Annotated in this window: 22 protein-coding genes and 1 pseudogene; 10 read left to right on the top strand and 13 right to left on the bottom strand. The window is 67.2% G+C overall.

The features are described 5' to 3' along the window. Window positions 1-42: 42 nt before the first annotated feature. Window positions 43-813 (top strand): SDR family NAD(P)-dependent oxidoreductase, encoded by a 771-nt coding sequence (locus A5753_RS15635; protein ID WP_067129728.1) that lies wholly within the window; start codon window positions 43-45, stop codon window positions 811-813. A 418-nt stretch (window positions 814-1,231) separates the two neighbouring features. After that, a complete protein-coding gene (gene fadD1, locus A5753_RS15630) occupies window positions 1,232-2,920 on the top strand; it encodes a fatty-acid--CoA ligase FadD1 (protein ID WP_067129726.1) in 1,689 nt (562 codons plus the stop codon). Here fadD1 and A5753_RS15625 read toward each other — a convergent pair. The 6 genes from A5753_RS15625 to A5753_RS15600 are packed head-to-tail and all read right to left on the bottom strand — an operon-like array spanning window position 2,859 to window position 9,152. Next, on the bottom strand, window positions 2,859-3,509 hold the full coding sequence (locus tag A5753_RS15625) for a MarR family transcriptional regulator (RefSeq protein ID WP_067129723.1): 651 nt from the start codon (window positions 3,507-3,509) through the stop codon (window positions 2,859-2,861). The genes fadD1 and A5753_RS15625 overlap by 62 nt on opposite strands. Beyond that, the gene (locus A5753_RS15620) at window positions 3,506-3,940 is read right to left on the bottom strand and encodes a Zn-ribbon domain-containing OB-fold protein (protein ID WP_067129720.1); all 435 of its coding nucleotides are present in this window, start codon (window positions 3,938-3,940) and stop codon (window positions 3,506-3,508) included. Before A5753_RS15620 ends, A5753_RS15625 begins: the two co-directional genes overlap by 4 nt. Then, window positions 3,937-5,103, bottom strand: coding sequence for a thiolase family protein (locus A5753_RS15615; RefSeq protein WP_067129717.1), 1,167 nt, complete (start codon window positions 5,101-5,103; stop codon window positions 3,937-3,939). The genes A5753_RS15620 and A5753_RS15615 overlap by 4 nt, the downstream gene beginning before the upstream one ends. A gap of 14 nt (window positions 5,104-5,117) precedes the next feature. Beyond that, window positions 5,118-5,459 carry a hypothetical protein gene (locus tag A5753_RS15610; protein WP_067129714.1) on the bottom strand — a complete coding sequence of 114 codons (342 nt, stop codon included), beginning with the start codon at window positions 5,457-5,459 and terminating at the stop codon, window positions 5,118-5,120. A gap of 1 nt (window position 5,460) precedes the next feature. Continuing rightward, window positions 5,461-7,794, bottom strand: a complete 2,334-nt coding sequence (locus A5753_RS15605) for a CoA transferase (RefSeq protein WP_067129711.1) — start codon at window positions 7,792-7,794, stop codon at window positions 5,461-5,463. A gap of 2 nt (window positions 7,795-7,796) precedes the next feature. Further along, a complete protein-coding gene (locus tag A5753_RS15600) occupies window positions 7,797-9,152 on the bottom strand; it encodes an amidohydrolase family protein (RefSeq protein WP_067129709.1) in 1,356 nt (451 codons plus the stop codon). A gap of 276 nt (window positions 9,153-9,428) precedes the next feature. Between A5753_RS15600 and A5753_RS15595 the strand changes: the two genes are divergently transcribed. Then, window positions 9,429-10,406 (top strand): LacI family DNA-binding transcriptional regulator, encoded by a 978-nt coding sequence (locus tag A5753_RS15595; protein WP_067129706.1) that lies wholly within the window; start codon window positions 9,429-9,431, stop codon window positions 10,404-10,406. 1 nt (window position 10,407) lies between these two features. Here the strand turns inward: A5753_RS15595 and A5753_RS15590 are convergent, their stop codons facing one another. From A5753_RS15590 to A5753_RS15580, 3 genes are read right to left on the bottom strand one after another with little or no spacing between them, the layout of a single operon-like run. Beyond that, on the bottom strand, window positions 10,408-10,818 hold the full coding sequence (locus A5753_RS15590; RefSeq protein WP_067129703.1) for a Zn-ribbon domain-containing OB-fold protein: 411 nt from the start codon (window positions 10,816-10,818) through the stop codon (window positions 10,408-10,410). A 3-nt stretch (window positions 10,819-10,821) separates the two neighbouring features. Further along, window positions 10,822-12,030, bottom strand: a complete 1,209-nt coding sequence (locus A5753_RS15585) for a thiolase family protein (RefSeq protein ID WP_067129700.1) — start codon at window positions 12,028-12,030, stop codon at window positions 10,822-10,824. Window positions 12,031-12,038: 8 nt separating this feature from the next. Beyond that, window positions 12,039-14,267: an acyl-CoA dehydrogenase gene (locus tag A5753_RS15580; RefSeq protein ID WP_067129697.1), complete on the bottom strand. Its 2,229-nt coding sequence runs from the start codon at window positions 14,265-14,267 to the stop codon at window positions 12,039-12,041. A 164-nt stretch (window positions 14,268-14,431) separates the two neighbouring features. Here A5753_RS15580 and A5753_RS15575 point away from each other — a divergent pair, with 164 nt between their 5' ends. Beyond that, window positions 14,432-15,028 (top strand): TetR/AcrR family transcriptional regulator, encoded by a 597-nt coding sequence (locus A5753_RS15575; RefSeq protein WP_067129694.1) that lies wholly within the window; start codon window positions 14,432-14,434, stop codon window positions 15,026-15,028. A gap of 121 nt (window positions 15,029-15,149) precedes the next feature. Further along, entirely contained in the window at window positions 15,150-16,220 is a 1,071-nt protein-coding gene (locus A5753_RS15570) for a DUF190 domain-containing protein (protein ID WP_067129691.1), read from the top strand. A gap of 1 nt (window position 16,221) precedes the next feature. On the opposite strand, the gene A5753_RS15565 is transcribed toward A5753_RS15570, so the two are convergent. After that, on the bottom strand, window positions 16,222-17,115 hold the full coding sequence (locus tag A5753_RS15565; RefSeq protein WP_067129689.1) for a fructose bisphosphate aldolase: 894 nt from the start codon (window positions 17,113-17,115) through the stop codon (window positions 16,222-16,224). 163 nt (window positions 17,116-17,278) lie between these two features. Further along, window positions 17,279-17,447: pseudogene (locus A5753_RS23955) on the bottom strand (cytochrome b); the annotation flags it as partial. Between the two features lie 386 nt (window positions 17,448-17,833). Between A5753_RS23955 and A5753_RS15555 the strand changes: the two are divergent. From A5753_RS15555 to A5753_RS15535, 5 genes are all read left to right on the top strand, one after another. Further along, on the top strand, window positions 17,834-18,211 hold the full coding sequence (locus tag A5753_RS15555) for an STAS domain-containing protein (RefSeq protein WP_067129684.1): 378 nt from the start codon (window positions 17,834-17,836) through the stop codon (window positions 18,209-18,211). A gap of 318 nt (window positions 18,212-18,529) precedes the next feature. Then, window positions 18,530-19,666 (top strand): phosphotransferase, encoded by a 1,137-nt coding sequence (locus A5753_RS15550; RefSeq protein ID WP_067129682.1) that lies wholly within the window; start codon window positions 18,530-18,532, stop codon window positions 19,664-19,666. A gap of 127 nt (window positions 19,667-19,793) precedes the next feature. Further along, on the top strand, window positions 19,794-21,554 hold the full coding sequence (locus A5753_RS15545; RefSeq protein WP_067129680.1) for an amidohydrolase family protein: 1,761 nt from the start codon (window positions 19,794-19,796) through the stop codon (window positions 21,552-21,554). A gap of 6 nt (window positions 21,555-21,560) precedes the next feature. Further along, window positions 21,561-22,901: an aromatic ring-hydroxylating dioxygenase subunit alpha gene (locus A5753_RS15540; protein ID WP_067129679.1), complete on the top strand. Its 1,341-nt coding sequence runs from the start codon at window positions 21,561-21,563 to the stop codon at window positions 22,899-22,901. 184 nt (window positions 22,902-23,085) lie between these two features. After that, window positions 23,086-23,346 carry a hypothetical protein gene (locus A5753_RS15535; protein WP_067129676.1) on the top strand — a complete coding sequence of 87 codons (261 nt, stop codon included), beginning with the start codon at window positions 23,086-23,088 and terminating at the stop codon, window positions 23,344-23,346. A gap of 4 nt (window positions 23,347-23,350) precedes the next feature. Here A5753_RS15535 and A5753_RS15530 read toward each other — a convergent pair whose 3' ends face one another. Continuing rightward, window positions 23,351-24,007: a response regulator transcription factor gene (locus A5753_RS15530; RefSeq protein ID WP_067129673.1), complete on the bottom strand. Its 657-nt coding sequence runs from the start codon at window positions 24,005-24,007 to the stop codon at window positions 23,351-23,353. Continuing rightward, on the bottom strand, window positions 24,004-25,221 hold the full coding sequence (locus tag A5753_RS15525; protein ID WP_067129669.1) for a sensor histidine kinase: 1,218 nt from the start codon (window positions 25,219-25,221) through the stop codon (window positions 24,004-24,006). Before A5753_RS15525 ends, A5753_RS15530 begins: the two co-directional genes overlap by 4 nt. Window positions 25,222-25,313 lie beyond the last annotated feature (92 nt).

Raw genomic sequence — 25,313 nt, 5'->3', positions numbered from 1 at the left:
CGCTGCGGCGGCGGATCCCGCCGCTCGCGGTAGCGTCTTGGCATGTCAGATTCGACGTCTCCCCTGTTCGGCAGGCGAATCCTGGTCACCGGCGGCGCCACCGGTATCGGCGCAGCCGCCGTCGGAGTCCTCACGGCAGCGGGAGCCAAGGTCGCGGCGACCTATCACCGGACACCACCACCGGACGGTCTCGCGGCCGAGTGGTTGCAGTGCGACGTGCGCGAGGCCGAGGCCGTCTCGGCGATGGTCGGTGCGGCGGCACAGCGTCTCGGTGGACTCGATGTGCTGGTGAACGCCGCGGGGTTGTGGCAGGCGGGCATTCCCGGTTACATCGGCGCCGACGACATCTCGTTTCTGTTGGACACCAACATCAAGGCGACCATCCTCACCAACCAGGCCGCCCATGCGGTGATGAAGGACCAACAACCCAAGGGCGGGCGCATCATCAACTTCGGGTCGTCGGAAGCCGTGATGGGCAGCGCGATCTCGGCCGTCTACGCCGCGACCAAGGGCGCGGTGCAGGCGTGGACGCGATCGGCCGCCAAAGCGTGGGCCGCCGACAACGTCACCGTCAACGCCCTAGCGCCCGCGGTGCAGACGGCGGGGGCCGACCGGCTGCGCGAATTCCTCGGCCCTGACGCCGCCGCCCTGATCGACCAGCAGATGCAAATGATGATCCCGCTCGGCGGCACGCTGGGCGACCCCGCCCGCGACGTCGGTCCGATGCTGGTGTTCTTGGCCGGGCCCGGCTCGGGTTTCATCACCGGTCAACTGCTGGCGGTGGACGGCGGCCTGATGATGGTGGGCGGATAGACGGGCGATGGCCTGACGGCCAACCGCACTGACCGGCATCAGCTTTCGTCGTTGTCTTTCGCCGACCGACGGCCGCGACGGCCGCGGACGGAGACACCCATCGACCGCGATTGTGAGACCTCACGCCGATATTCGCGCGCTCGGTTCCTGAGCAGGATCAGCGACCTGTGCAACTCGAAGAGCATGGGGCCATCATGGCCGTCGAATGCGAACGAATCGGCTATACACGCGGTCCTCGATCGGGAATCCTGGGCGAAGAAGGAATGACAACTTTCGCAACACGAGGTTGTGCACGGCCCGCAATCGCGGCACTGACGACGCCCTGCAGTTACCGCGGTTTTGCAGCGTTGAGGCGCCCGCTACTATAAGACGGACCGTCTCGTCTCGTAGGGCGGCGGAATGAGAGTGGATCCGACGGATGGCTGACGACACGATTCAAGCGCTGCTGCGCAAGCGCTTCTCCGATGCTGGGATCGCGGTGAAATTCCATGACGTGCAATGGACTTGGCGTCAGTATCTGACGGGCGCCGCCGCACGGGCCGCCGCCCTGTTGGCCGCCGCCGACCCGCAACGACCGATCCACATCGGCGCCCTGCTGGGCAACACCCCGGAGATGGTCAGTCAGATGGCGGCGGCCGGGCTGGGCGGCTACGTCCTGTGCGGCCTGAACACCACCCGGCGCGGTGAGGCGCTGGCCGCCGACGTTCGGCGCGCGGACTGTCAGTTTGTCGTCACCGACGCCGAACACCGGCCGCTGCTGGACGGCCTGGACCTCGGGGCAACGCGGATCCTCGACTCCTCGGCACCGCAATGGAGCGAATTCGTCGACGCCGCAGGGGAGCTGAGACCTCACCGCGAGGTCACCGCGATGGACGCCTTCATGATGATCTTCACCTCGGGGACGAGCGGAAATCCCAAGGCGGTGCAGGTATCTCACTTCATGGCGACGTTCGCCGGTCTCAACCTGGTCCAGCGCTTCGCCCTCACCGAGCAGGACACCTGCTACGTCTCGATGCCGCTGTTTCACTCCAACGCGGTCGTCGCCGGATGGGCGCCCGCGGTGTGCTCCGGTGCCGCGATGGTGCCGGCGAAATTCTCGGCAAGCAGTTTCCTCGACGACATCCGCCGCTACGGCGCCACCTACATGAACTACGTCGGCAAGCCGCTGGCCTACATCCTCGCCACCGCGGAACGCGACGACGACGCCGACAATCCCCTGCGGGTGGCCTTCGGTAACGAGGCCAACGACAAGGACATCGACGAGTTCGGCCGCCGCTTCGGTGTGCAGGTCGAAGACGGCTTCGGCTCCACCGAGAATGCCGTCATCGTGATCCGCGAGGAAGGCACTCCCAAGGGGTCTATCGGCAGGGGCATGGACGGGATCGCGATCTACAACAGCGACACCGTCACCGAATGTGCGGTGGCCCGGTTCGACGCCGACGGGGCGCTCGTCAACGCCGACGAAGCGATCGGCGAGTTGGTCAACACGGCGGGTTCGGGTTTCTTCACCGGCTACTACAACGATCCGGAGGCCAACGCAGAACGCATGCGCCACGGCATGTACTGGTCCGGCGACCTGGCCTACCGCGACGCCGACGGATGGATTTACCTCGCCGGGCGCACTGCCGACTGGATGCGGGTGGACGGCGAGAATCTGGCCGCCGCCCCCATCGAGCGAATTATGTTGCGCCACAGCGCCATCAGCCGCATCGCCGTATACGCGGTCGCGGACGGCCACGTCGGCGATCAGGTGATGGCCGCCATCGTCCTCAACGACGGCCACACCCTTGCGCCCGCCGAATTCGAAGCGTTCCTGGACGCGCAGCCCGACCTGTCGCCGAAGGCCCGCCCCCGCTACATCCGAATCGCGGCCGAGCTGCCCAGCACCGCGACGCACAAGGTGCTCAAGCGCCAGTTGATCGCCCAGGGAACGGACATCGGGCCGGGAGAGGTGCTGTGGGAGCGCGACCGCCGAGGCACGGCCTACACCGTCCGTGGCGATCGCAAGAGCGGCGGAGCCGGTCGCGGCGGGTCGCCACCATCGGCTACGCCGGGCTCCTCCGTGCCCGGCGCCGGATCTGCCCCTTCGACCGGCGCACCCGTTTGACCGGATCTCGGGTTGTGCCGGCGGCGATCTCGTCGCGCAGTTGCGAGATGTTGGAGATCTCGGCGTATAGCCCGCGGATCGCGTAGTCCAACACCGCGAACGAGTAGCGCTGCTCGGGATCGTCGGTGATGCCGAGATCGACGGACCGCTGCCGCGACCACAGCGCCTCGTCCAGCCGCGCCCGGGTCGCATCGAGATGCCGGTCCAGGGTATCGAGGACGTGCTCGGGGTCCTGGCCGCGGGCCAGCCAGGTCTTGAGAATGACGGGGTGTTTGATCACCACCTGGTCCTGTCCCGGGAAGTGCTGAACCCAGCGGCGCAGCGCGTCGAGGCCGGCGTCGGTGGTCTCGTACAAGGTGATTGCGCGCTTGCCGGAGTGCGCGCCCGTCTCGCTGACCATGCCCCGCTGCAGCAGGCGGGTCAGTTCGCGGCGCACGTGACTGACCGACGGCGACCAGTAGAAGTGGCCGACCGACAGTTCGGCGCGCATCTTGATCTCGCCGGCGGTGAGTTGTTCGTCGTTGGCCGCCAGCACCCCCAGGACCAGGTAGGCGGTGACCGGCAGGCCGTTGGCAGTTCTGGGGCTCACGAACTGTCCGTTTCCGCACCGGTGAAGTAGGGGAGCGTCACGTCTGGTCCGACGTCGTGAAAGTGCACGCGCACCCGCATGCCCACGTCGAGGTCCTCGGGTGCGACGCCGACGACATTGGTCAGCATCTGATAGCCCTCGTCCAGGGTGATGATGGCCGGCGCATAGGGTGGTTCGAACTCCGCTGTGACGGGGCGATAAACGACCGTCCAGCTGTAAATCTCGCCGCGGCCGCTGCCCTGTTGCCAGCAGACGTCCTGCGAAAGGCACTCCCGGCAATGCTCGGTCGGCGGGAAGTTCGCCAATCCGCAAGCCGCGCAGCGCTGGTAGCGCAGCTCCTGTGACCGGCATCCCTCCCAGAACGGGCGGCTGACGTGGCTGCTCGCGTGCGGGACGGGCCCGTTCTGGGGTTGCAATGGATCCGAAGTCACCGCGGTTCGTCTCCCAGGAGCAGGACCGTCGTGAACAGGGCGCCCGCTCCCCCGTTGCTGCACAACGCGACATGAGCGCCGGGGACCTGAAGCTCGCCGGCCTGGCCGCGCAGCTGTTGCACCGCGCGGATCGCCCGTTGCATCATCTGCGGATTGGCACCCGCGTGGCTGAAGGACATGGTTCCCCCGTCGGTGGTGATCGGATGGCTGCCGTCGATGGCGATGTGGCCGTCGGCGACAAACGGGCCGCCCTCGCCGTCGCCGCAAAAGCCGAAAGCCTCGATTTGGCGGATGATTTCGAAGGAGAACGGGTCGTAGAGTTCCAGCACGTCGACGTCGTCGCGGCGCAGCCCGGCGTGCTTGAACGCGCACTCTGCGGCGCGCCGACCCACCACACCGTTGACATGATCGCCGCGTCGCCCCGCGAGGTCGTACGCCGGGGGGTGCTGGTAGGACGGACCGTGAAAGTCCGCGCCGCTGCCCAGGACGTAAACGGGTTGACCCGCAACGTCGACGGCATCGATGTTGGCCACGACGAGCGCGCATCCCCCTTCGGAGGTGGTGGCGCAATCCAGGAGATGGAACGGGTCGGCGATGGGCCGGGATGCGGTGATGTCGTCCGGACCGAACGGTCCACGCTCGTAGTAGACGGCCTCGGGATTGCGTGAGCCATTGTTGCGAATGGTCGCCGCAACGATCGAAAGTTGTTCGCGCGTCGTGCCATAGACATGCATGTGGCGCCGAGCGATGAGTGCGAACTCGGCGGTGGTGAACATGCCCCAGGGAGCGACGAATTCATTTTCGGGCCGGGTCCAAGGCGCGGTGGCCTCGTGATCGCGGTACTCGCCGGCCTGGGCCGCGACCAGCACCACCACGTCGGCCATGCCATGCTCGATGGCGGTGACGGCTTCGGTGATCATGCCGACCCCGAAGGCCAGGCCCTGCCAGGCCGGCCCGATCCGAAGGTCATAGATCAACGACGTCGACTGCGGGCTGGCGCTGATGCCGTCGACATCGTCGAGGGTCAGTCCCGCATCGTCGAGCGCGCCCAAAATCGCCTTGATCGCCAGGCCGCGCGAGGTTTCACCGTCTAAGCGGCGTCCCTGCTGCGTGTTATGCACGCCAACGATCGCCGCGGTGCGCTTCGCTGCTGTCACTGACATTCCGTTACAGCCCTTCAGTTTTCGTCCGCGACAACACCCAAGTAGGTGCCGCGGACCTCGTATCGTCGCCCGTCGCGGGTGATCGTGCCGATCGTCTTGGCGCGCGCGTCTGCCCTCCCGCTGCCGGCCGTCGAACCGAATTCCACGACGTCGATCCGCACGTCCACCGGCCGCGCCGTCTCCGGGTCAGTGATCTCGACGACCATCGCGACCGCGTGCTCGTCGTCGTCCCATTCGACGCTGGTGATGCGGTGGCGGGCGGTCAGCTCCATCACCACGGACTCCTGGCGCACCAAAAATCGCACCGGTGCACACAGCTCCCCGTCCCGGGGCGGCACGCACAGACTGACCGCCATGTCACAGACCCGCCGGCCGGGCGCTGATGGTTCCCGACTTGCGCAAGGCTGCCAGGTCGTCGGGGCTGTGCCCGAGGACCTCGGTCAGCACTTCATCGGTGTGTTGGCCGTAGAGCGGCGGCACCCGCCGGATCCAGCGCCGCGGCCTATCGAGGAACGCGAACGGCATTCCGGTGCAAAGGAACGAGCCTGCGACGGGATGGTCGACCGTCTCCCAGAAGCCGCGGGCCCGCAGCTGCGGATCGGTCAGTAGTGCCGCGGCCGGTGTAACGCGTGCGGCGGCCAGCCCCGCCGCGCGCAGCGCCGCGACGGCCTCGGACACCGATCGCCCTGCGGCCCAAGCCGAGATAAGTTTGTCGACGTCGTCTTCCCGCTCGGCCCAGCCGGATTCCTCCAGGCCGGGCTGGCCGAGGAGACCGCCCAGGGACACCCGGGCGGCGCCATCCATCGCGGCCAGCGCCACCCACTCGTCCTCACCGCGACATCGGTAGACCCCCTGCGGGCTGGCCCCCGGACCACGATTACCATTGCGGTGCATCGCGATTCCGTTGCGCGAATGCTCGACCAACATTTCGACCGCCACGTTCAGCGCGGCCTCGACCATGGTCGATTCCACCTGCATTCCGCCGCCCTGCCGGTCGCGGATCACCAGCGCCGCGATGGCGGCGAAGGCGGCGTGCAGGCCGGCGATCGGGTCGCACACCCCGCGCGGGATCACCGGAGGGCCGTCGGCGTGCCCGGTCATCCAGGCCATGCCGGTGGCCTGTTCCATGGTCTGCGCGAAGCCGACCCGATCGCGCCACGGGCCGTCGAGGCCGAACGCGGGCATCCGGATCATGATCGCCCGCGGGTTGGCCGCGCGCACCGCATCCCATTTCAGACCGAAGTTAGCCATCACCCGGGGGGAGAAGTTCTCGACGACGAGATCGCTCGCGGCGATGAGTTCGAGCGCGAGCTGCCGTCCGGCCTCGGTGCCGAGTTCGATGCTGACGCCGCGCTTGTTGTTGTTGCTGCACAAGAACACCGGGCCCCATTCCCACCATTGGTCCCAGTCGGGCGGGCGGCCTGCGGAGAACCTCATGCCATCGGGGCGGCGCACGCCCTCGATCTTGATGACGTCGGCGCCCAGGGCGCCCAAAAGTTGGGTGGCGACCGGACCGGCCCAGAAGGCGGTGAAGTCGGTGACCCGGACGTCGGACAACGGCAGTGCGTCGGCGTGGTCGCCCCGCGGCGGCTCGGAGCGCGCAGGCCATCGCACCCGCCCGCCGTCGGCGCCGAGTTGCGGCGGTCCCGCGGGCGCCGCAGTCGCCATCGCGTCGCTGCGATACGGCACCCGCGGCGCGAGCGCGCCCTCCGACGATTCGACGAACACGCCGCGTTCCACGAAGTGGTCGATCTTGGGAAGCATCTCGGGAGTCGCGACGGGTGCGACCGGAATCCGGAAGGCCACCGCGAGATCGACGATCTCCTCGGTGGTCCGGCGCCCGGTCCACTCGGTGACCATCCGCAGGAACTCGTCGCGGCGCTCTACCCGCCCGGTGAACGACGCCAATTCGGCGTCGTCGACGAGATCGGCACGTTCGATCATCACCAAGAAGTCCTGGAACTGCTGGGCGGTGATGGTGCAGAAACCGACCATGCCGTCGGCCGTCGGGACGATAGACGGCAGCTCCAAACTGCGTTCGTGCAGCAGCGAATCGGCGCCCAGCACGCTGGCGGACATGGCGGATAGGCCGCCCATGGCGATCGCCATGGCCTCGTAGGTCGAGACGTCGATGACCTCGCCGCGACCGCTTCGGGCGCCGCGCCAGGTTGTCGCCGCAGCCACCGCCGCCGCGAAGGTGCCCGCCAGCCACTCGCCGAGGCGGCCGCCCGCTTGGACAGGTTCGTCGTCGGGCCAGCCGCGACCAGCGATCGATCCGCACAAAGCTTGGAGAATGAATTCGTTGGCGACGACCTGGTTTTCGACATAGGGGCCGCTCGTGCCGAACGGCGTGACGGCGACCACCACGGCCGACGCGGCGGTGTGTGCGGTGATGGCGTCGAGCGTCCACCCATCGGTCAGGTCGGTGACTATCACGTCGGCGCCGGCCAGCAACGACACGATCTCGGCCTGGCCGTAATTGACGACGGACTTCTTGCCCGCGGCCAGGTAGCCGAACAACGCGCCGGGCGGACCGCCGGCCGACCAGCCGCGCATCGAATCGCCCTGCGGCGACTCGATTTTCACGACGTCGGCGCCGGCGTCGCGCAACATCTTGCCGCAGTACGACGCCGCCAGGCCGTTGCACAGCTCCAGGACGCGCCAGTCCGCGAAGGGCGCCTCGGCTCCCACGCTCAGTTGCCCAGGGTGGCGGAGCGACCCGCGATACCGGCCACCTCGGCCGTCACCGGCGCCTGCGCCGAGGCCTGCGCCTGCAGGGCGAACTGAGTCATCCGTGTCCAGGCATCACGGTCACGCTGACTCGCCTTGCGGCCGACGTGGGTGACCACGTCGACGTCGGTGGCCTGTGCGCGCAGGTAGCCGGCCCGTGCATGCTCTTTCGGGATGAACCGGAACGGGTCGAATGAGTATGCGGCCATGGCATTTTGGTGGGTGATCTTATCGATGACCGCGTCGTCGAGATGGCCCATGGTGGCGACGATGTCCTCCGGCGCGAAGGGCCAGTTGCTGTCGGAGTGCGGGAAGTCGGACTCCCAGCACAGCATGTCCTCGTTGAACCAATCCATGTTCTGCACACCGACTTTGTCGCTGATGAAGCAGGTGTAGAAGTGCCGCTTGAATACGTCGGTGGGCCCGTCGTAACCGGGCGGGAAGGCCGCCAGCGTCCAGCCGGAATGCCGGTTGTAGACGTGCTCGGCCCGCCAGAGAAAGTACGGGATCCAGCCGACGTCACCCTCGGTCAGCGAGAACTTCAGTTGCGGGAAGTCGACCCAGAACTGCGCCCAGATCAGCTCCGTGAAGGTGAACATACTCATCATCGACGAGGCGGTCATCTGCACGCTGGGTGGGGCGTCCGTCGACACCTGCGGAGACCGCGACGCGGAGCCGACGTGGGTGCACAGCACCGTGTTGTTTTCGCAGACCGCCTCGAAGAGCGGGTACCAGTACTTGGTGTGAATGCTGGGCATCTCCAACGCCTCCGGGTTTTCGGAGAACGTGACCGCGTGACAGCCCTTGTCGGCCAGGCGTTTCACTTCCTTGGCGGCCTCGGACACGTCGAACAGCGGCAGGATGCCGCACGGGATGAACCGGCCCGGGTAGGCCCCGCACCATTCGTCGACGTGCCAGTCGTTGTAGGCCTTGATCATCACCAGGTTGGTCTCGCGGTCGGGGCCCTGGTTGAGCACCTGACCGGAGAAGCCGGTGAAGTTCGGGAAGTTCAACCCCGCCAGCTGGCCGCCGGCGTTCATGTCGCGCACCCGCTCGTCCACGTTGAAGCAGCCCGGCCGCATCTCGTCGTAGCGTGAGGCGTCGATGTTGTACATCTCGCGGGGTTTCCCCGCGACGGCATTGAGGCCCATGTTGCGCCCGCGGACCTCGCCGTAGTACCACTGCTGGACGCCGTCCGGCTCGAGGACCACTCGGGGGGCGCGGTCGCGATATGCGGCGGGAACGTGCGCGTCGAACATGTCGGCCGGCTCGGCGATGTGATCGTCCACGCTGATCAGAATGAGATCGTCCTCGTTCATGCCGCGCCCCTCGGTCGACTCATAGCGACTAGTAGATAATGGCGTGCATCACAGTGTCAACTTATATCGCGACGGGCCTCTGCGGGCTAACTTGCTGCATCACAACGGCACAGGCGGGCGCCGCTAAATCGTACGGATTCGTCCAGCGAGCCGGATATAGCGACTATTAGTCGATAGGGGTCGTTCCGGCCGCGCACTCCCCAGGCGACATGGCGCGATGCCGATGAGCATCGCGTGCCACCATGGGGCATGACCGGGCCCGGAAGGTAACGGAAGTTGAGCACCAACAGAGCTGCGCGTCCGACCACCGCCGACGTGGCCCGATTGGCCAGCGTGTCGACCGCCACGGTCAGTTATGTGCTGAACAACGCGCAGGGCCGCCGCATCTCCCCGGAAACCCGCGATGCGGTATACCGCGCGGCCAAACTCCTGGGTTACCGGCCCAACCTCGCCGCCCGTAACCTGGCACGCGGCAAAAGCGGCGTGGTGCTCTACGTGGTGCCGCATGTGGCCGTGGGCGAGATGCCGATGCAGGCCGGCAGCCGGATGACCACCGCGCTCGCCCGCGAGGGTTTTCTACAGGTGCAGATCTTCGAAACCGACGACGACCAGCACGTGGTCGACGCGATCGAGAATCTCGATCCCGTCGCGATCACCAGTCTTTTCCCGTTGACCGCCGCCGCACGCCAAGCGGTGACCAACGCGGGCATCCCGCTCATCGAGATCGGGACACTGCCCGCGCTCAAAGACCCGCACCTGTCTGTGGGTGAGATGCGTGTCGATCACCTGGTGGAGCGCGGGCATCGCCGAATCGCGTTCGCCTACACCGGGATTGCCCGATGGCGACCGCTGGGTGACTACTGGTTCGAGGGTGTTTCGCGGGCGGCGCAGCTGCGCGACCTCCCCGCCGTCCGGGCCGACGAGGTCACCCTGGACAACGCCGCCGACGTCGTCACAGGCTGGGTGGGCGACGGGGTCACCGCCGTGTGCGCGCAGAGCGACGAGATCGCCTGCCTCGTCCTGTACGGCATCCACCAAGCGCGGCTGCGCTGTCCCGGCGACCTCGCGGTGATGGGCGTCGACGCAAGCCCGATGGGCATGGTGAGCACGCCGCCGCTGACCACCGTGCAATTTGATCCCTGCGCGGTTGCCGACGCTGCGCTTGCCGCGGTCTTCGAGCGGCTGGGGCACCCCGCGCCACCGTCTCCCGAGCTGACCGACATCGCCCACCTGGTGGTGCGGTCGTCGACCTAGATCAGTCGGCGGGCTCGTAACGCAGCAACGTGACGTCGTGCTCCGGATAGTCGCAGAAGACCGGCTTCACCCGCATTCCGACCCGTATGGCGCCCGGCTCGACGTTGACCAGCTCGGTGGAAAACCTTGGGCCCTCGTCCCATTCGACAATGGCGAGCAGCTGGGGCACGGCATCGGCGAAATGCGGACTGACCGGCCGGTGCGCCACCGTGTAGGAGTACAGGGTGCCCATCCCGGAGATCTCGCGCCATTCCAGGTCGTCGGCCAAGGTGCGTGGCGCTCGGACCCGCGGGTAGAACACGTAGGCCTGTAGCGACGGCGAGTATTGGATGACGATGCGATGCTCGCCCAGCGCATCCCAAAACGGCGCGCTGGTCGGCGTTTTCACAGGCATCGGTCGCTCGAATTTCATCTGTCAGTCCCCTTGCAGAATCAGGGTGGCCTGCTCGGACAGGATGCCACCGTTGCCGGACACGAAGGCCCGGTTGCAGTCGGCGACCTGCGCGGCACTCGCGCGGCCCATGATTTGGCGGGTGGCGTCGCACACGTGGTGCATTCCGCCGGCCAAACCCGCTTGGCCGAAGCCCAATTGCCCGCCGGCCGTGTTCAGGGGGAAGTCGCCGCGGAAGGTCATGTCGTGGTTGGCGACGAATTCCATGCCCTTGCCCTTCTCGCAGAAGCCGGCGTCTTCGAGCGAGAGCAGGACGGTGATGGTGTAGCAGTCGTAGATCGAGACCATGTCCATCTGTTCACGGCTCAGATCGGTCATGGCGAACGCGGTGTCCGCCGCGGCGGCGATGGGGGTGTTGAGCAGATCCTCGGCATACGTCGGGGTCTTGAAGGGGACGTGTTCGCCAAACCCCTTGATCCACACCGGCCGATTGCGCGACCGCTTGGCGACGTCCGCGCTCGCGACGACGACGGCGGCGCCGCCGACGCAGGGCATGACGATCTCGAGCATGTGCAGCGGGTCGGCGATGACTGGGCTGGCCAGCACATCCTCGACGGTGAGCGGCTTGTCCTTCCAGATCGCACCGTCGGTGTGGTTGGCGTTCGTGCGTGTGTCGACGACGATCTTGGCCATCGCGCGCTCGTCGTAGCCATACACGGCGGCGTAGCGTTGGGCCACTTGGCCGTATGGACCGTTCTGGCCGAGGTTGCCGTAGGGGATTTCGAATTCTGCTTGGGGAGAGCCGTATTGGTTGCTCGATGAGCCGAAGTACAGTGCGTCGCCGTAGGCTTTGGGCTTCTTGCTGGACATCGGGGTGATGTAACGCGCGGGCAACGCGCACAGCACGGCGTCGCAGATCCCTAATTCGATGGCCGCGGCGGCGCGCCACACCATGGCGGCCGCGCTGGCCCCACCCAGGTCGACGTGCTCGGCGAATCGCGCACCGACACCGAGGTATTCGGCGATCGTGGAGGGGACGAAGATCTCCGACTCGGCCAGGTGTGACGCGACGATCCCGTTGACCACATCTCCCGGCAGGCACGCATCCTCGAGCGCGGCGGCGCTCAGCTCCGCCCATTGTTCGAGCACGAACGGCGCGGGCGAGGCCTTGTTGAGCCGCTCGGGCGGCAGCTCGACGTATCCGACGATTGCGGCTTCTCCACGTAATCCCATGCTGCGCCTTACTTTCGGGGTAGGCCGAGAATCATCTGCGCGATGATGTTGAGCTGGATCTCCCTGGTTCCACCGCCGATCAGCTCGGCCGGCAGATGTAAATAGGGTTCGACGACGGCAGCGTCGGGGTCGTCGACCATCGCGACCTGCCCGGTCAACTGCAGCGTGGCCTGGAAGGTGCGGCGCAGCAGCACATTCATCGCGACCTTGGCGATGCTCGACGCCGGGCCGGACGGCTGGCCGTCGAGCAGCCGAATGGTTTCCCGCACCCCGAGCGCCCTGATCGCGTTGGTGTAGGCGTCCAGCTCGCCGAGCTCACGCAACGCGTCGTCACGGTCGGGTCCGGGTTGAGCGGCGAGCCGGCGCAGGGCGACGGCCCGGTCGAACTTGACGTATCCGCCGATGGCCGAACGCTCTTCAGCCATCGTCGCGATCGCGAGGCTCCAACCGTCGGTTGGTCCGCCCAACAACATCTCGTCGGGTATGAAGACGTCGTTGAGGAACACCTCGTTGAAATGTGCCTGCCCGGTCGCCGTCTTGATCGGTTGGATCTCCACCCCGGCCGATCGCATGTCGAGGATGAAATAGCCGATGCCCCGGTGCTTGCTGGCGTCGGGATCGGTGCGCGCGAGGAGCGCACCCAGGTCGGCGTACTGCGCCAACGACGTCCAAATCTTATGGCCGTTGATTCGCCAGCCGCCGTCGACCTTGGTCGCCCGGGTGGCCAGCGACGCGAGGTCGGAGCCGGCTCCCGGCTCACTGAACAGCTGGCACCACAGGATGTCGCCACGTTGCGTCGCCGGGATCAGCCGCTCCTGCAGTTCTTTAGGCGCGGCGGCCAACACCGAGGGCAGGATCCATTCGGCGATGTTCAACGACGGCCGAACCAGGCCGGGTCGCTTAGTGAATTCCTCGTCGATGATGAGCTGTTTCAACGGGTCCGCATCGACGCCCCATGGGGCCGGCCAGTGCGGCGCCAAGAGACCGGCGTCGGCGATCAGGGTGCGTTGCGGCCCGGTAGCGAGGTGCTCGTAATCACCGTGCGGTGCGGGTTTGTCGTTGCGCAACTGTGAGGCCGCGTCCAACGTCTCGGCCACCCAGGAACGGAATTCGGATTCCGCGTCACCGAGATTGACCGACATGTCACGCGTCTGGGTGCAGGTGAGCTCGCCCAGCCGTCGCGCCCAGCGGTTCGCCGGACCAATTGATCCCGCCAGACTGATGGCCCGCCGCCAGTACAGGTGCACGTCGTGTTCCCAGGTGAAGCCGATGGCGCCGAGCATCGTCAGGGCGTCAAGCACCAGGTCCGGGATCGGCGAGATCGCGATCACCGCCGCTCCGGCGGCGGCGATTCGGTGCTGGTCGAGTGGTTCGTCCACGGCGCGTACCGCGTCCCAGGCGGCCGCGGTGGCCAGTTCGCTGTTGACCAACAGCATCGCCGCGTTGTGCTGCAGCGCCTGGAAGGTGCCGATCACCTTGCCGAATTGCTCGCGGATGCGCAGATGCGCGGTGACGGCCTGCACGCACCACTGGACGATGCCGGCGGTCATGCTGGCGACGAGTCCGAGGACCACACAGCGTGCCCGCTCCGGGTCGATGCCGCTGAGCAGGTCGGCGTCTGCCGCCCGGTAGTTGTCGAGGCGCAGGATACCGGCGTCGGCGACAAGGTCGGTTCCGCGGATGGCTTCGGTTGTGGCCGTGGGCTTTTCGCGGTCGATGAGCGCCCAGACGATTTCGCCGTCGTGGGTCCGGGCGCCGACCAGAATGACCCGCGCGGCGCAGACGCCCGCGGTGACCTGTGACGCGCCACTGATCAGCCAGTGCCCGTCCTCGGTCCGCGCCTGCAGGCTGCCGCCGTCGTCGGGTAACACCACCGCCGCGGTGACGCCGGACGCAAGGTCGCGCAGGAATGACTGTGCGCTCGGCGTCGAATCGGCGAGTAGCCCGACGGCCCCGGCGGCCACCGTCGGCAGCAGCGGTCCGGGTAACAGCGACTTACCCGCCGATTCGAGAACGCACGCGGCGTCGATAGGCCGCCCACCCTGGCCGCCGAGGTCTTCGGGCAGATGCACCGCATGAAAACCGTTGGCGACCAGCGCATCCCACCATCCGGGTACATGTCCGGCCGCTAGGTCGTCGAAGCTGTCGCGCGTCGCGGCGATGGGAGCGTTCCGGGCGGCGAACTGCCCGACGGCGTCGCTGAGCTCCTGCTGCTCCGGGCTCAGTCCCAGGGTCACGAGGACGGCCGAGAGATCACTGGCGTTGGCCGCACGGACTGCTATCCTTTCGTTACAAGACGGACCGTCTCGTCTTGTGGCAGAGTACCGGCGCGAGTCAGGATATGTAAAGCGCGCCCGATCACCGGCTTTCGATCCGAGTTCGCAGAAGCGAGGACCACCAGATGCCAACCGATCTGAGCGCAGCGAACGCGCAAGCGAATCCGCCCAGGCGGCGTAACGAAAGGTCCCGCACAGCGATCGTCACCGCCACCCGAGAACTGCTCCTGGAGCGCGGCTTCGACGGGCTGACCATCGAGGCGGTCGCCGCCCGCGCCGGTGTCGGCAAGCAGACCATCTATCGCTGGTGGCCCACGCGCCCCGCGCTGGTCGCCGACGTCATGCTCGAAGACGCCGACAAGCTGCTCGCATCGGTCAACCACAGTGGCGACCTCAGCACCGACCTGGTCGGCTGGGTCGGCAAGCTGTTCGCGAGCCTGACGACGCCGCGGGGTTCGGCCATGCTGCGAACGCTGACCGTCGCCTGCATGGAGCATGAGGACACCGCCGTCAAGCTGCGCGCCGGATTCAGCGCGCCGTTGCATGACAGCGTCCGAGCCCGGCTGCTCGCCGACGGCATCGACGGGGCCACCGCCGAGTCGGCAGCGGACGCGATCGTCGGCGGGGTGGTATACCCGATTCTCTCGGGCGCGCAGCCCTATTCGCGACGGCGAGCCGAACGGACCACCCGGCTCATCGTGGACGCCCTCACCGGGACCTGACGAAGACGGTTCAGCACGGCCAGTCCCCGAGCAGCTGCGCTGAGACAGTCCGCGTCGAACACGCTGCGGCGGTTGACGTCTGCGAGCGGGTAGGCTCGCCAGCACGGCGACGGGAGCGGCGATGGACGACGATTGCCTGAAGCTCACCACCTATCTGGCCGAGCGTAGGCGGACCGGGGGCAACTTTGTCTCCGATGTCCTGCTCGGGTTGTACGCACAGCACCGGATCGCTTGCGGCGTCCTGTTGCGGGGCATCGGCGGATTCGGCACCGGCCACCATCTGCGCACCGACGAGTCCTTGACGTTGTCCGAGGACCCGCCGGTGGCGATCGTCGCGGTCGACACGAGGACGAAGATCGAGGCCCTGCTCGCCCCGGTGCTGGGTGTCAAGCAGCGCGGCCTGGTCACCCTGGAGCGCGCCCGGTTGCTCCACGAAGACGTCGGGGCGCAGCCGGCCGAGGATCTGGGCGACGCCGTCAAGTTGACGATCTACGTCGGCCGCAAGCAACGCGTCAACGGCTCACCGGCCTACATCGCCCTCTGCGAATTGATGCATCGGCGTGGGCTTGCCGGCGCCACGGTGCTGCTCGGGGTGGACGGCGTCGCGCACGGAGAGCGCCAGCGCGCCAACTTCTTTGGCCGCAACACCGACGTCCCGATGATGATCGTCGCCGTCGGATCCGGCGGGCTGATCGGTCGCGTGTTACCGGAGATCGGCGAACTGCTGCGCAGGCCCCTGATTACCCTCGAGCGGGTCCGGGTTTGTAAGCGTGACGGCCAGTTCGTGGAGCGGCCACACGCCCTGCCCGGGGTCGATGAGCGCGGCTTGCCGCTGTTCCAGCAGCTGACGATCTACACCTCCGAGTCGGCACACCACGGCGGTGTGCCGATCCACCGCGCGATCGTCCAGCGGCTGCGCCAGGCCAAGACCGCCGACGGCGCGACGGTGCTGCGCGGAGTCTGGGGCTTCCACGGCGATCATCCACCCCACGGTGACGGACTGCTCTCGCTGACCCGCCGGGTGCCCGTCGTGACGATTGTGATCGACACCCCGGCCAACATCGCCGAATCCTTCGCCGTCGTCGACGAATTGACGTGCAACGAGGGCTTGGTGACCAGTGAAATGGTGCCGGCGTTGGTCTCCGACGAAGGCGGCGTCGGACCGCCACGCATCGCGCGGCACCGCTACTAGCTCAGCCGGCGACGGAGGCGTCGTAGATCGACTGGATCGCCTTGTCCAAGGTCGCGTTGAACTGCTCGTCGGTCTGGTCGGCGGTCAGTCCCTCGGTCAGGGCGCGGCTGAAACTGGCGATCAACCCGGTGTTCTTCGCCAGCAGCTCGTTGGCTTCCTCGCGGGAGTAGCCACCGGAAAGGGCGACCACCCGCATCACCTTCGGGTGCTCGATCAGGGAGCGGTAGAAGTTCACCTCGGTGGGCAGACTCAGCTTGAGCATGACGCGCTGGCCCTCGGGCACGGCGTCGAGCTGCTTGGTGATCTCGTCGCGCAGGATGCCCTCGGCCTCGGCCTTGTCCGAAATCGAGATGGTCACCTCCGGCTCGATGATGGGCACCAGGCCGTGCGAGAGCACCCGGTGGCCCAGCTCGAATTGCTGCGCGACCACGGCCGCGATGCCCGTCGGGTTGGCACCGCCGATCACCGACCGCTCCTTGGTGCCGAAGACGCCGAGGCCGGCGGCGCGGTCCAGCAGCTCGTCGAGACCCGGAATCGGCTTCATCAGCTGGACGTCGTCCGACGCGTCGGCCAGACCCTTGTCGATCTTGAGGATGGGCACCACACCCTTGGTCTCCCACAGGTAGGTGGTCGACGGCTTGCCCGCGATCTCACGGTCCATGGTCTGCTCGAACAGGATGGCCGCCAGCACGCGGTCACCGGTGAACGCCGGCGACGTGATGATCCGCGAGCGCATCTGGTGAATGAGGTCGAACATCTCCTTCTCGGAGGAGTACTCGTTGTCCTCGATGCCGTAGAGGCGCAGCGCCTTGGGCGTCGAACCGCCGCTCTGGTCGAGCGCCGCGATGAAGCCCTTCCCCGACGTCATCCGTTCCGCTTGCTGCTGGTTCGACATTGAACTCTCCCAGTTCCTCATGGCCCTGCCCGGGCACGGCGCGCCCGGCCCGTGCCCGCGCGCTCAAGTCTGAATCGTGCCGATCATATTCGGCCACTTCGAGCCTCAGCAGACAGGTCGTCAACTGCGATTTCGGTCTCAGCGTCAGTCTGGCTGCCGAGCTTTAATGCCACAGCGCCATGCGGTCGCAGCAGCCGGTCACACAAGACGAGCGTGTGGAAGAGTACCGCCGTCATGTGGGCGGTAAACGCGAGGAAGAGCAGCAGCGCGAAAGCGCCGTGGCACTCCCGGAGCACCGCGTAGACGCACTCAAAGCGATCCGCGATCTTGGGGTCGCCCGCGGCCGCGATCACCGGGTTGCACCGACCACCCCCCTTCCCGTTTACGCAGGCCACGCCGCACAAGCGCGGGACGAAGCCGGTGGAAGCAATTCACGCACGAGCCGGTGCCGCGTGCGACTTCTGCGCTGCCCGTTATGCACATCCGGACTAGGGCGCGGCGCCCGAAATCGTTCAGCGTTTTGAGCGTGGTACGCCGCGTGTCCTACCATTGACTAAACACTTGTAGCTGTATCTGCATTTGGTAGCGCAGATCGACGGAGTGCGTCTCCTCCGTAGGCAACCGTGTTCCCCGAGGGTTGAATCCACAGCCCCCGGATATGGCAATGGCTGTTAGAGCTAGCGGTGTCCCGCACGGGACCGAATGTGAGTGATAGACCATGGGCGAACAATCCGGCGATCTTGTCGATCCAACCGCTTTTGAAGTGGGCAAACATCAGGTAGATCAGGCGGTTGTGCTCACCGTCTCCGGCGAGGTCGACATGCTCAGCTCGCCGCTGCTGGCCGACGCTATCCAGACCGCGCTGGCCACCAAGCCCGCGGCACTGATCGTTGACCTGTCCAAGGTCGGCTTTCTGGCCTCGGCCGGGATGACCGTCCTGGTGACCACGCAGGCGGAGATCGAGCCACCGACGCAGTTCGCGGTGGTCGCCAACGGCTCGGCCACCAGCCGGCCGATCAAACTGATGGGAATCGACAGCGTGCTCTCGCTCTACAGCAGCGTGGACGGTGCGCTGAGCGGGATCGCTGGTGAGTGAGCCTCGACGGAGTGCGGACGCGAGTGGGCGCCGACGCGCGCAGCGCGGCCCGCACCCGCGCCGAGTTCGAGGTGTGGCTCGGACGATATTTCTCCCTTGACGACGACCGCTTCAGCCTGATCCGCCCGACTGCGCCAGCACCTGCTGGACGCGGTGTTCGCGTAGCAACACCGGACCGTCGTCGAGGGACTCGTCGATTCCGAGTTCGGTGAGCCCGGCGCCTATTGTCAGATGTCCAGACGTTCAATCGTTTGCCCGACGCCACCGGTGTTAAGAGCACAGCACCGCGGCCGGCTTGCAAATCAGGATGGATGGACAATGAAAACTTCTGTCGGGCAAGCTTTTTCTGTTCTCGGCCTGGTCGCCCACCTGGGCCGCGGTGCTGGCCGGGTGGCCACGGACGCAGCCTTAGGTGGCGGGTTCGGCCTGCCGCGGACCGTCGAAAGCATCGATCCCTCGGTCCTCTCCCGCGTCATGGGAACCACCGTCCGGTCGATCCGTGTGCTGAGCCGGGACGCGGGGACGTCCTCGTGCGGCCGGTTGGTGTTGACCGGCAAGAACGTCCCCGACTCGGTGTTCGTCAAGGTCGCTGCGCAGAGCGCCGCCACCCGGCTGATGGGCGAACTCGGGCGCCTCGGGCACACCGAGGTGCGGTTCTACCGCGAGCTGGCGCCGCAGGTCATCGGTGTCCCGTACTGCTACGGTGCGGCGTTCGACCCCTGGACCGGCCGGTACCTGCTGGTCCTGGAGGACCTGCCGGCCGAGTCGTGCGAGTTTCCCGACACCCTGCATCCGCTGTCGGCCGACCAGGCGAGCCTGATCATCGAGCTGCTGGCCGAACTGCACGCCACCTTCTGGGGCCGGCTGCCGCGCGACGGGCGCGGTCCGATGGGCTGGCTGTACACGCCTTCCGGCGACGTCACGTCGTTATTGACCGGTTCGCTGATGCACACCTCCATCAAGCGGCTCGCCGAGCGCTCCACGATCCCGGTGGAAAACGGCAAGTTCATCGCCGACAACTACCGCGCCGTCGCCGCGCTCATCGACACTCCCCCACACACCGTCATGCACGGTGATGCCCATCCGGGCAACATGTACTTCCAGGGCGGAAAGGCCGGCCTGCTGGACTGGCAGGCGGTGCGCCGGGGACACCCGTCGCGCGAATTGGCCTACACCCTGATCACCAGCCTGACGCCGGAGGACCGTCAGGCCAACCAGCGCGAACTCCTCGACGACTACCGGCGGGCGCTGATGGCGGCCGGCGGACCGGAGTTGGACCGCGACGACCTGTGGCTGCGGTTCCGCCAGGGCGCGTTGTACGCCTACGTGGCACCCCTGATCACCGCCGGCATGGGCGGGATGCAGGTCGAGAACATCGCGATGGAAGGCCTGCGCCGCGGCGCCGCGGCGCTCGATGATCTGGAAACCGTCGCCGCCCTGAAGGGTTCTCTGTAGGACAGATCCAATTCGGTTGAGGCTATTGCCTTCGTCGCGACAAGAGTTACGCTACCTTCCGTAGCGAAATGCTGCGCGTCTTGGCGCCCAGCCTCCCGACGCAGCCCCGTCGGCGAAGAGGAGTCTCATGTTCGACCTGAAGATCATCGGTGGAACGGTCGTCGACGGCACGGGCGCGCAACGCTATGCCGCCGATATCGGTATCAAGGACGGCAAGATCGTCGACGTCGTTCGGCGCTCCGCCGACGGCGCCGCGATGGGTGGCGATGCGGCCGAAACCATCGACGCGACAGGGCATGTGGTGGCCCCCGGCTTCGTCGACATCCACACCCACTACGACGGCCAGGTCAGCTGGGACAGCCTGCTCGAACCGTCCAGCGGCCATGGAGTGACCACGATCGTGACCGGCAACTGCGGCGTCGGCTTCGCGCCCGTGCGGCCCGGCAGTGAGCAGTGGCTGATCGAGCTGATGGAGGGCGTCGAGGACATTCCCGGCACCGCGCTGACCGAAGGCATCACCTGGGGCTGGGAAACCTACCCCGAATACCTCGACGCGGTGGGCAAGCAGAAGTTCGCCGTCGACGTCGGCAGCCAGGTCGCACACGGCGCGGTCCGCGCCTACGCGATGGGCGAGCGGGGCGCCCGCAACGAGCCGGCCACCCCCGAGGACATCGAGGCGATGGGGCGGCTGGTTCGCGAGGCGATCGAGGCCGGCGCGCTCGGGTTTTCCACGTCGCGCACGATGGGCCATCGCGCGATGGACGGCGAACCGGTCCCCGGCACGTTCGCCGCCGAGGAGGAGCTGTTCGGTCTGGGCCGGGCCATGGCGGCCGGCGGCCAGGCGGTGTTCGAGTTGGCGCCCCAGGGGGCCGCGGGTGAGGACATCATCGGGCCGAAGAAAGAACTGGACTGGATGCGGCGACTGAGCGGCGAGATTGACCGCCCGGTGTCCTTCGCGCTGATCCAGGTGGACGCCGATCCGAAATTGTGGCGCGAGATGCTCGACCTGTCCGCGGACGCCCACACCGCGGGCGCGCGCCTCTACCCGCAGATCGCGGCTCGCCCGTTCGGCATGATGATCGGTTTCCAGGGCCATCACGGTTTCAGCCACCGGCCCACCTACCGCCGGCTGAAGGCGGAGTGCGGGCGCGACGAGCTCGCGCAGCGGTTGGCCGACCCCGGGGTGAAGGCGGCGATCCTGTCCGAGGACGATCTGCCCGCCGACCCCACCTTGTTGTTCGACGGGATGTTCGCTTTGGTGCAGCACTCGCTGGGCAGGCTGTATGCGCTCGGCGACCCACCGGACTACGAGCCCACACCGGATCGCGCCGTCGCGGCCATCGCCGAGGCACGCGGCGAGGATCCGTTGTCCACGCTCTACGACCTCATGCTCGAGTCCAACGCGACCAACATGTTGATGCTGCCGCTGTTCAACTACGCCGACGGCAATCACGATGCGATCCGGGAGATGATGCTGCACCCCGCCGGCGTGCTCGGACTCTCGGACGGCGGCGCCCACTGCGGGATGATCTGTGACGCGTCCTACCCCACGTTCCTGCTGACGCACTGGGCACGAGACCGGCGCCGCGGCGACAAGCTGTCGCTGGAATACGTGATCCGCAAGCAATCTCGCGACACCGCCCACCTGTTCGGCCTCACCGACCGCGGCACCATCGAGCCCGGCAAAAAGGCCGACATCAACGTCATCGACATGGACGCGCTGACCCTGCACCCGGCGGCGATGGCGTTCGACCTGCCGGCCGGTGGGAACCGGATCTTGCAGGGCGCCAGCGGTTATGCGGCGACCATCGTCAGCGGGACCGTCACCCGCCGCAAGGACGTCGACACCGGTGCCCGCCCCGGCCGCCTGGTCCGAGGAGCGCGCTAAGAGCTCATGGCAACGGTGGCCGGCAATCCGGCGCGGGCCCGCGACGAGGATGCCATCGGCACCCCGCCGGAAAGTCCGACGCTGGTGCCCGCCGAGCGCTACTACTCCCCCGCATTCGCCGCCCTCGAGGCGCAGCGGATGTGGCCGAGGGTGTGGCAACTGGCCTGCATGGTCGACCACGTGGCTGCGCCCGGCGACTATTTCGAGTACCGATGCGGGCCGTACGGGGTGCTGATCGTCCGTGACGACGACGCGACGCTCCGCGCGTTCCAGAACGTCTGCCGGCATCGCGGCAATTCGCTGTGCACCGGATCCGGTTCGGGCCTGCGCGAACTCAAATGCGGCTATCACGGTTGGACCTGGGACCTGGGCGGGGCGCTCAAACGGGTGCCCAATCGCAAGGGCTTCGGCTCGCTGAGGCTGTCCGATTTTCCGCTGCTACCGGCGCGGGTCGAGACCTGGGCCGGGCTCGTCTTCGTCAACCTCGACCCGGGCGCGGTCGCGTTGACCGAATACCTGGAGGCGGTGCCCGACGACATCGCCTGGTGCCATTTGGAGGATTTCCGCTGCTACGCCACGCTCACCGTCGAGGTCGATGCCAACTGGAAGACCATCGCCGACGGTTACAGCGAGACGTACCACATACAGACCCTGCATCCCGAGCTGCTGCGTTGCGTCGACGATATTCATGCGCCGCAACAGATTTGGGGCCACACCGGGAAATCGGACCAGCCCTACGGTGTGCAAAGCCCACGTTTTGAGGGCGCCCTGTCCGATGAAGAGGTCTGGGACGCCTACGTCTACACGCAGGGTGCGCTGATGGGCGCGGCCGAAGGCACACCGTTCCCCGCCGCCGAACGCCGGCCCGGGCAGACGGTTGCCGACCTGATCGCGGACCGGACCCGGGAATTCGCCGCGAGCCGCGGAGTCGGCCTCGACTGGGCCGATACCGATCGGATGACCCGGTTGCATCAGTACAACGTGTTTCCGAACATGACGCTTCTGACGAATGCCGATCACCTGACCGTCATGTGCTCGCGGCCCGCCTCCGACCCCTCCCCCGACAAGGGCGAGCTCGTCATGTTCTTGATGACGCGGATGCCGCCGGGTGCGCCGCGCACCAAGCCGACGGATGTCCGCGTCGCCGCTGATGCGGCCCAGCCGGGCGTGGTCCTCACTCAAGACATCACGGTGCTTCCAGGCGTGCAACGCGGCATGCATCAACCCGGCTTCACACACCTGGTGTTGTCTAGCGAGGAACGCCGCGTGATCAACATGCATCGCAACCTGGAGCGCTATCTCGAGCTGCCCGCGTCCCAGCTAATGAGCGGCGGCGCGCCGAGGTGATATCTCGCAACATAATTCGCGTTCACGGCGCGAAAGTGGCGCCTAGCGATCTAGAATCCCGCTTGTGATGACCCCGTCTTACCCCTGGGGGGGCGACCGAGGGCAACTTGCGCGGCACCTTCGGCTGCCGTATCACACGCTCCGCCGACGGCGGGAGCGCCGTCTGTGCCACAGTTTCAATCGGGTGGGCGTTCGAACTGCACCGGAGCGGCTGCGCGAAATGCTCGCGGGCGCACCGCTGGCCGCGCACGAAATGATCAACGTGAACTTCGCGTTGATCGCGATCCAGCTCGACCGCGAATCACGCGCCGCGCGCTACAAGCGGCTCAAGAAGCGCGGCGCCCGTTCGCTGATGTTCGCGGGCCTGATCCTGGTGGTGTTGAACTTCTTGATGTGCATGGCCTACGTTCTGCTGAACCTGGCGGATCAATCGGCGCCGTTGTAGGCCTTCAGCGCGGCGCGACGATGCCGTTGTCGTAGGCGTAGACGATCGCGGCGGCCCGATCGCGCAGCTCGAGCTTGCCGAAGATGCGCCCGACATGGCTCTTGACGGTGACGCCGGAGATGCACAGTTTGTCGGCGATCTCCGTATTCGACAGTCCCTGGCCGATCAACGTCAGGACGTCGAGCTCGCGGGTGGTCAGCTCGCCGATCGCGGTGCCGCGGGGGCCGGGTGCGGCCTTGCGGTACGTGGTGAGCACGCGCGAGGTGACCGCGGGATCGAGATAGCTGTCACCCCTGGCGACCGCCCGCACCGCGCGGATCAACTCCTCGGCCGACGAGTCTTTGAGCACGAAGCCGGCCGCGCCGGCGCGCAGTGCTCCCGACAACAGCTCGTCCTCGTTGAAGGTGGTCAGGGCCAGCACCGGCGGCTTGGCGCCCAGCCTGCGCGTCGCCTCGATCCCGTCGACGCGGCGCATTCGCAGGTCCATCACGACGACGTCGGGCCGGTGCTCGGCCACCGCGGCCGGCACCTCGTCACCGTCCTCGCATTCCGCGACGACGACGAAACCGTCCTTGCGGCGCAGGATCCGGCGCAGGCCCGACCGCACCAGATCCTGGTCGTCGACGAGCAGCACGGTGATCTCGGGCGTCGCGTCGATCATCCCTTGCACCACCAGGGGCGCCAGGCGGCATCGCCTTCGTGCAGCGGGATTTCCGCGCACACCGACCAGCCGTCGCGGGTGGGGCCGGCGTCGATCGCGCCACCGAGCAACTCGACCCGCTGGCGCATGCCGCGCAAGCCGCGCCCTTCGGGCGATCGCGCAGCCGCCACCGCCGCCGGCAGCAGATTGGTGACCGCCAGTCTCGCCGACGCCGGTGAAATATCCAACACGACACCGGCTTTCGACTCCGGCGCATGCTTGGCGATGTTAGCCAGCGACTCCTGGGTGATACGGTACAGCGCGAGGCCGACCGCCGCCGACACGTGATCGGTGGGTCCTTCGACGCACAGCGCGACGGCCAGGCCGGCCCGCTGAAAACCTTCGACCAGCACCGCGATGTCGTCGATGCCGGGCTCGGGCGCGGTCTGCGCGGTCTTGGTCGGCCAGTTGTCGAGCAGTCCGACGGTACGACGGATGTCGGCCATCGCCTGGCGGCCGAGCCGCTCGGCCTGCTCCAGGGCGTCGACCGCGTCATCGACGTCGCGATCTTGCTGCAGGGCGCGGCGCGCACCGGTCACGTGCAGCAGGGTGATGCTCAGCGAATGGGCGATGACGTCGTGCACCTCGCGCGCGATGCGGCGACGCTCGTCGGCGGCGGCGTGTTCGGACAACATGTCCTGTGCCTCAATCTGTTCCGCCAGCAGCAGCCGCTGGGTACGCATCAGGTAACCGAGCAGCCACCCCGTGCCGATGAAACCCAGGTACAGCACCACCGCGTCCAGGCGGTGCAGCGCGGACGCGGCGAGCAACAGCGCGGCCGCCGACACGGCGGCAAGCAATCCGCCCAGGACCGACGCCAACGTCGCGACGACCAAGACCATCAGCACCAACAACGCCGGTGCGAAATCGGCGTGAATGGGTGTGGACGTACCAAACAGTGTCAGCGCGGAGGACGCCAACCAGGTGGCCCACAACGGTCCCGGGGTCATCTTCATGTTGAAGACCAAGAACGCCAACGAGGGCGACAGGGCGATTGCGAACGCCGTCAGCGCCGCGGGGAGGTCGGCGGCGGGCCGCTGCAGCGTCCCGATCACGCCGCCGAGCACGAGGGCGACATCGACAGAGATCAGCGCCGCCCAGGTGATACCGACGGGAATCAGCTCGCTGCGTCGGCGAAGCAGTTCCCGCAGGTGATCCGCTGCGGCATGCAACATCGTCCAATCCTAGAAGAGCTCGGCGCCTCATCACATCCTCCTGCGGTCGGCACCCGCCTCCGCCCGTGGTAGGAGGCAAAGACTGCACTTCG

This window comes from Mycobacterium sp. 852002-51971_SCH5477799-a, assembly GCF_001667145.1.
In the GTDB taxonomy this organism is placed as follows: domain Bacteria; phylum Actinomycetota; class Actinomycetes; order Mycobacteriales; family Mycobacteriaceae; genus Mycobacterium.
Note: the sequence above shows the minus strand (reverse complement) of the source record. Positions and strands in the feature narration are given on the sequence as shown.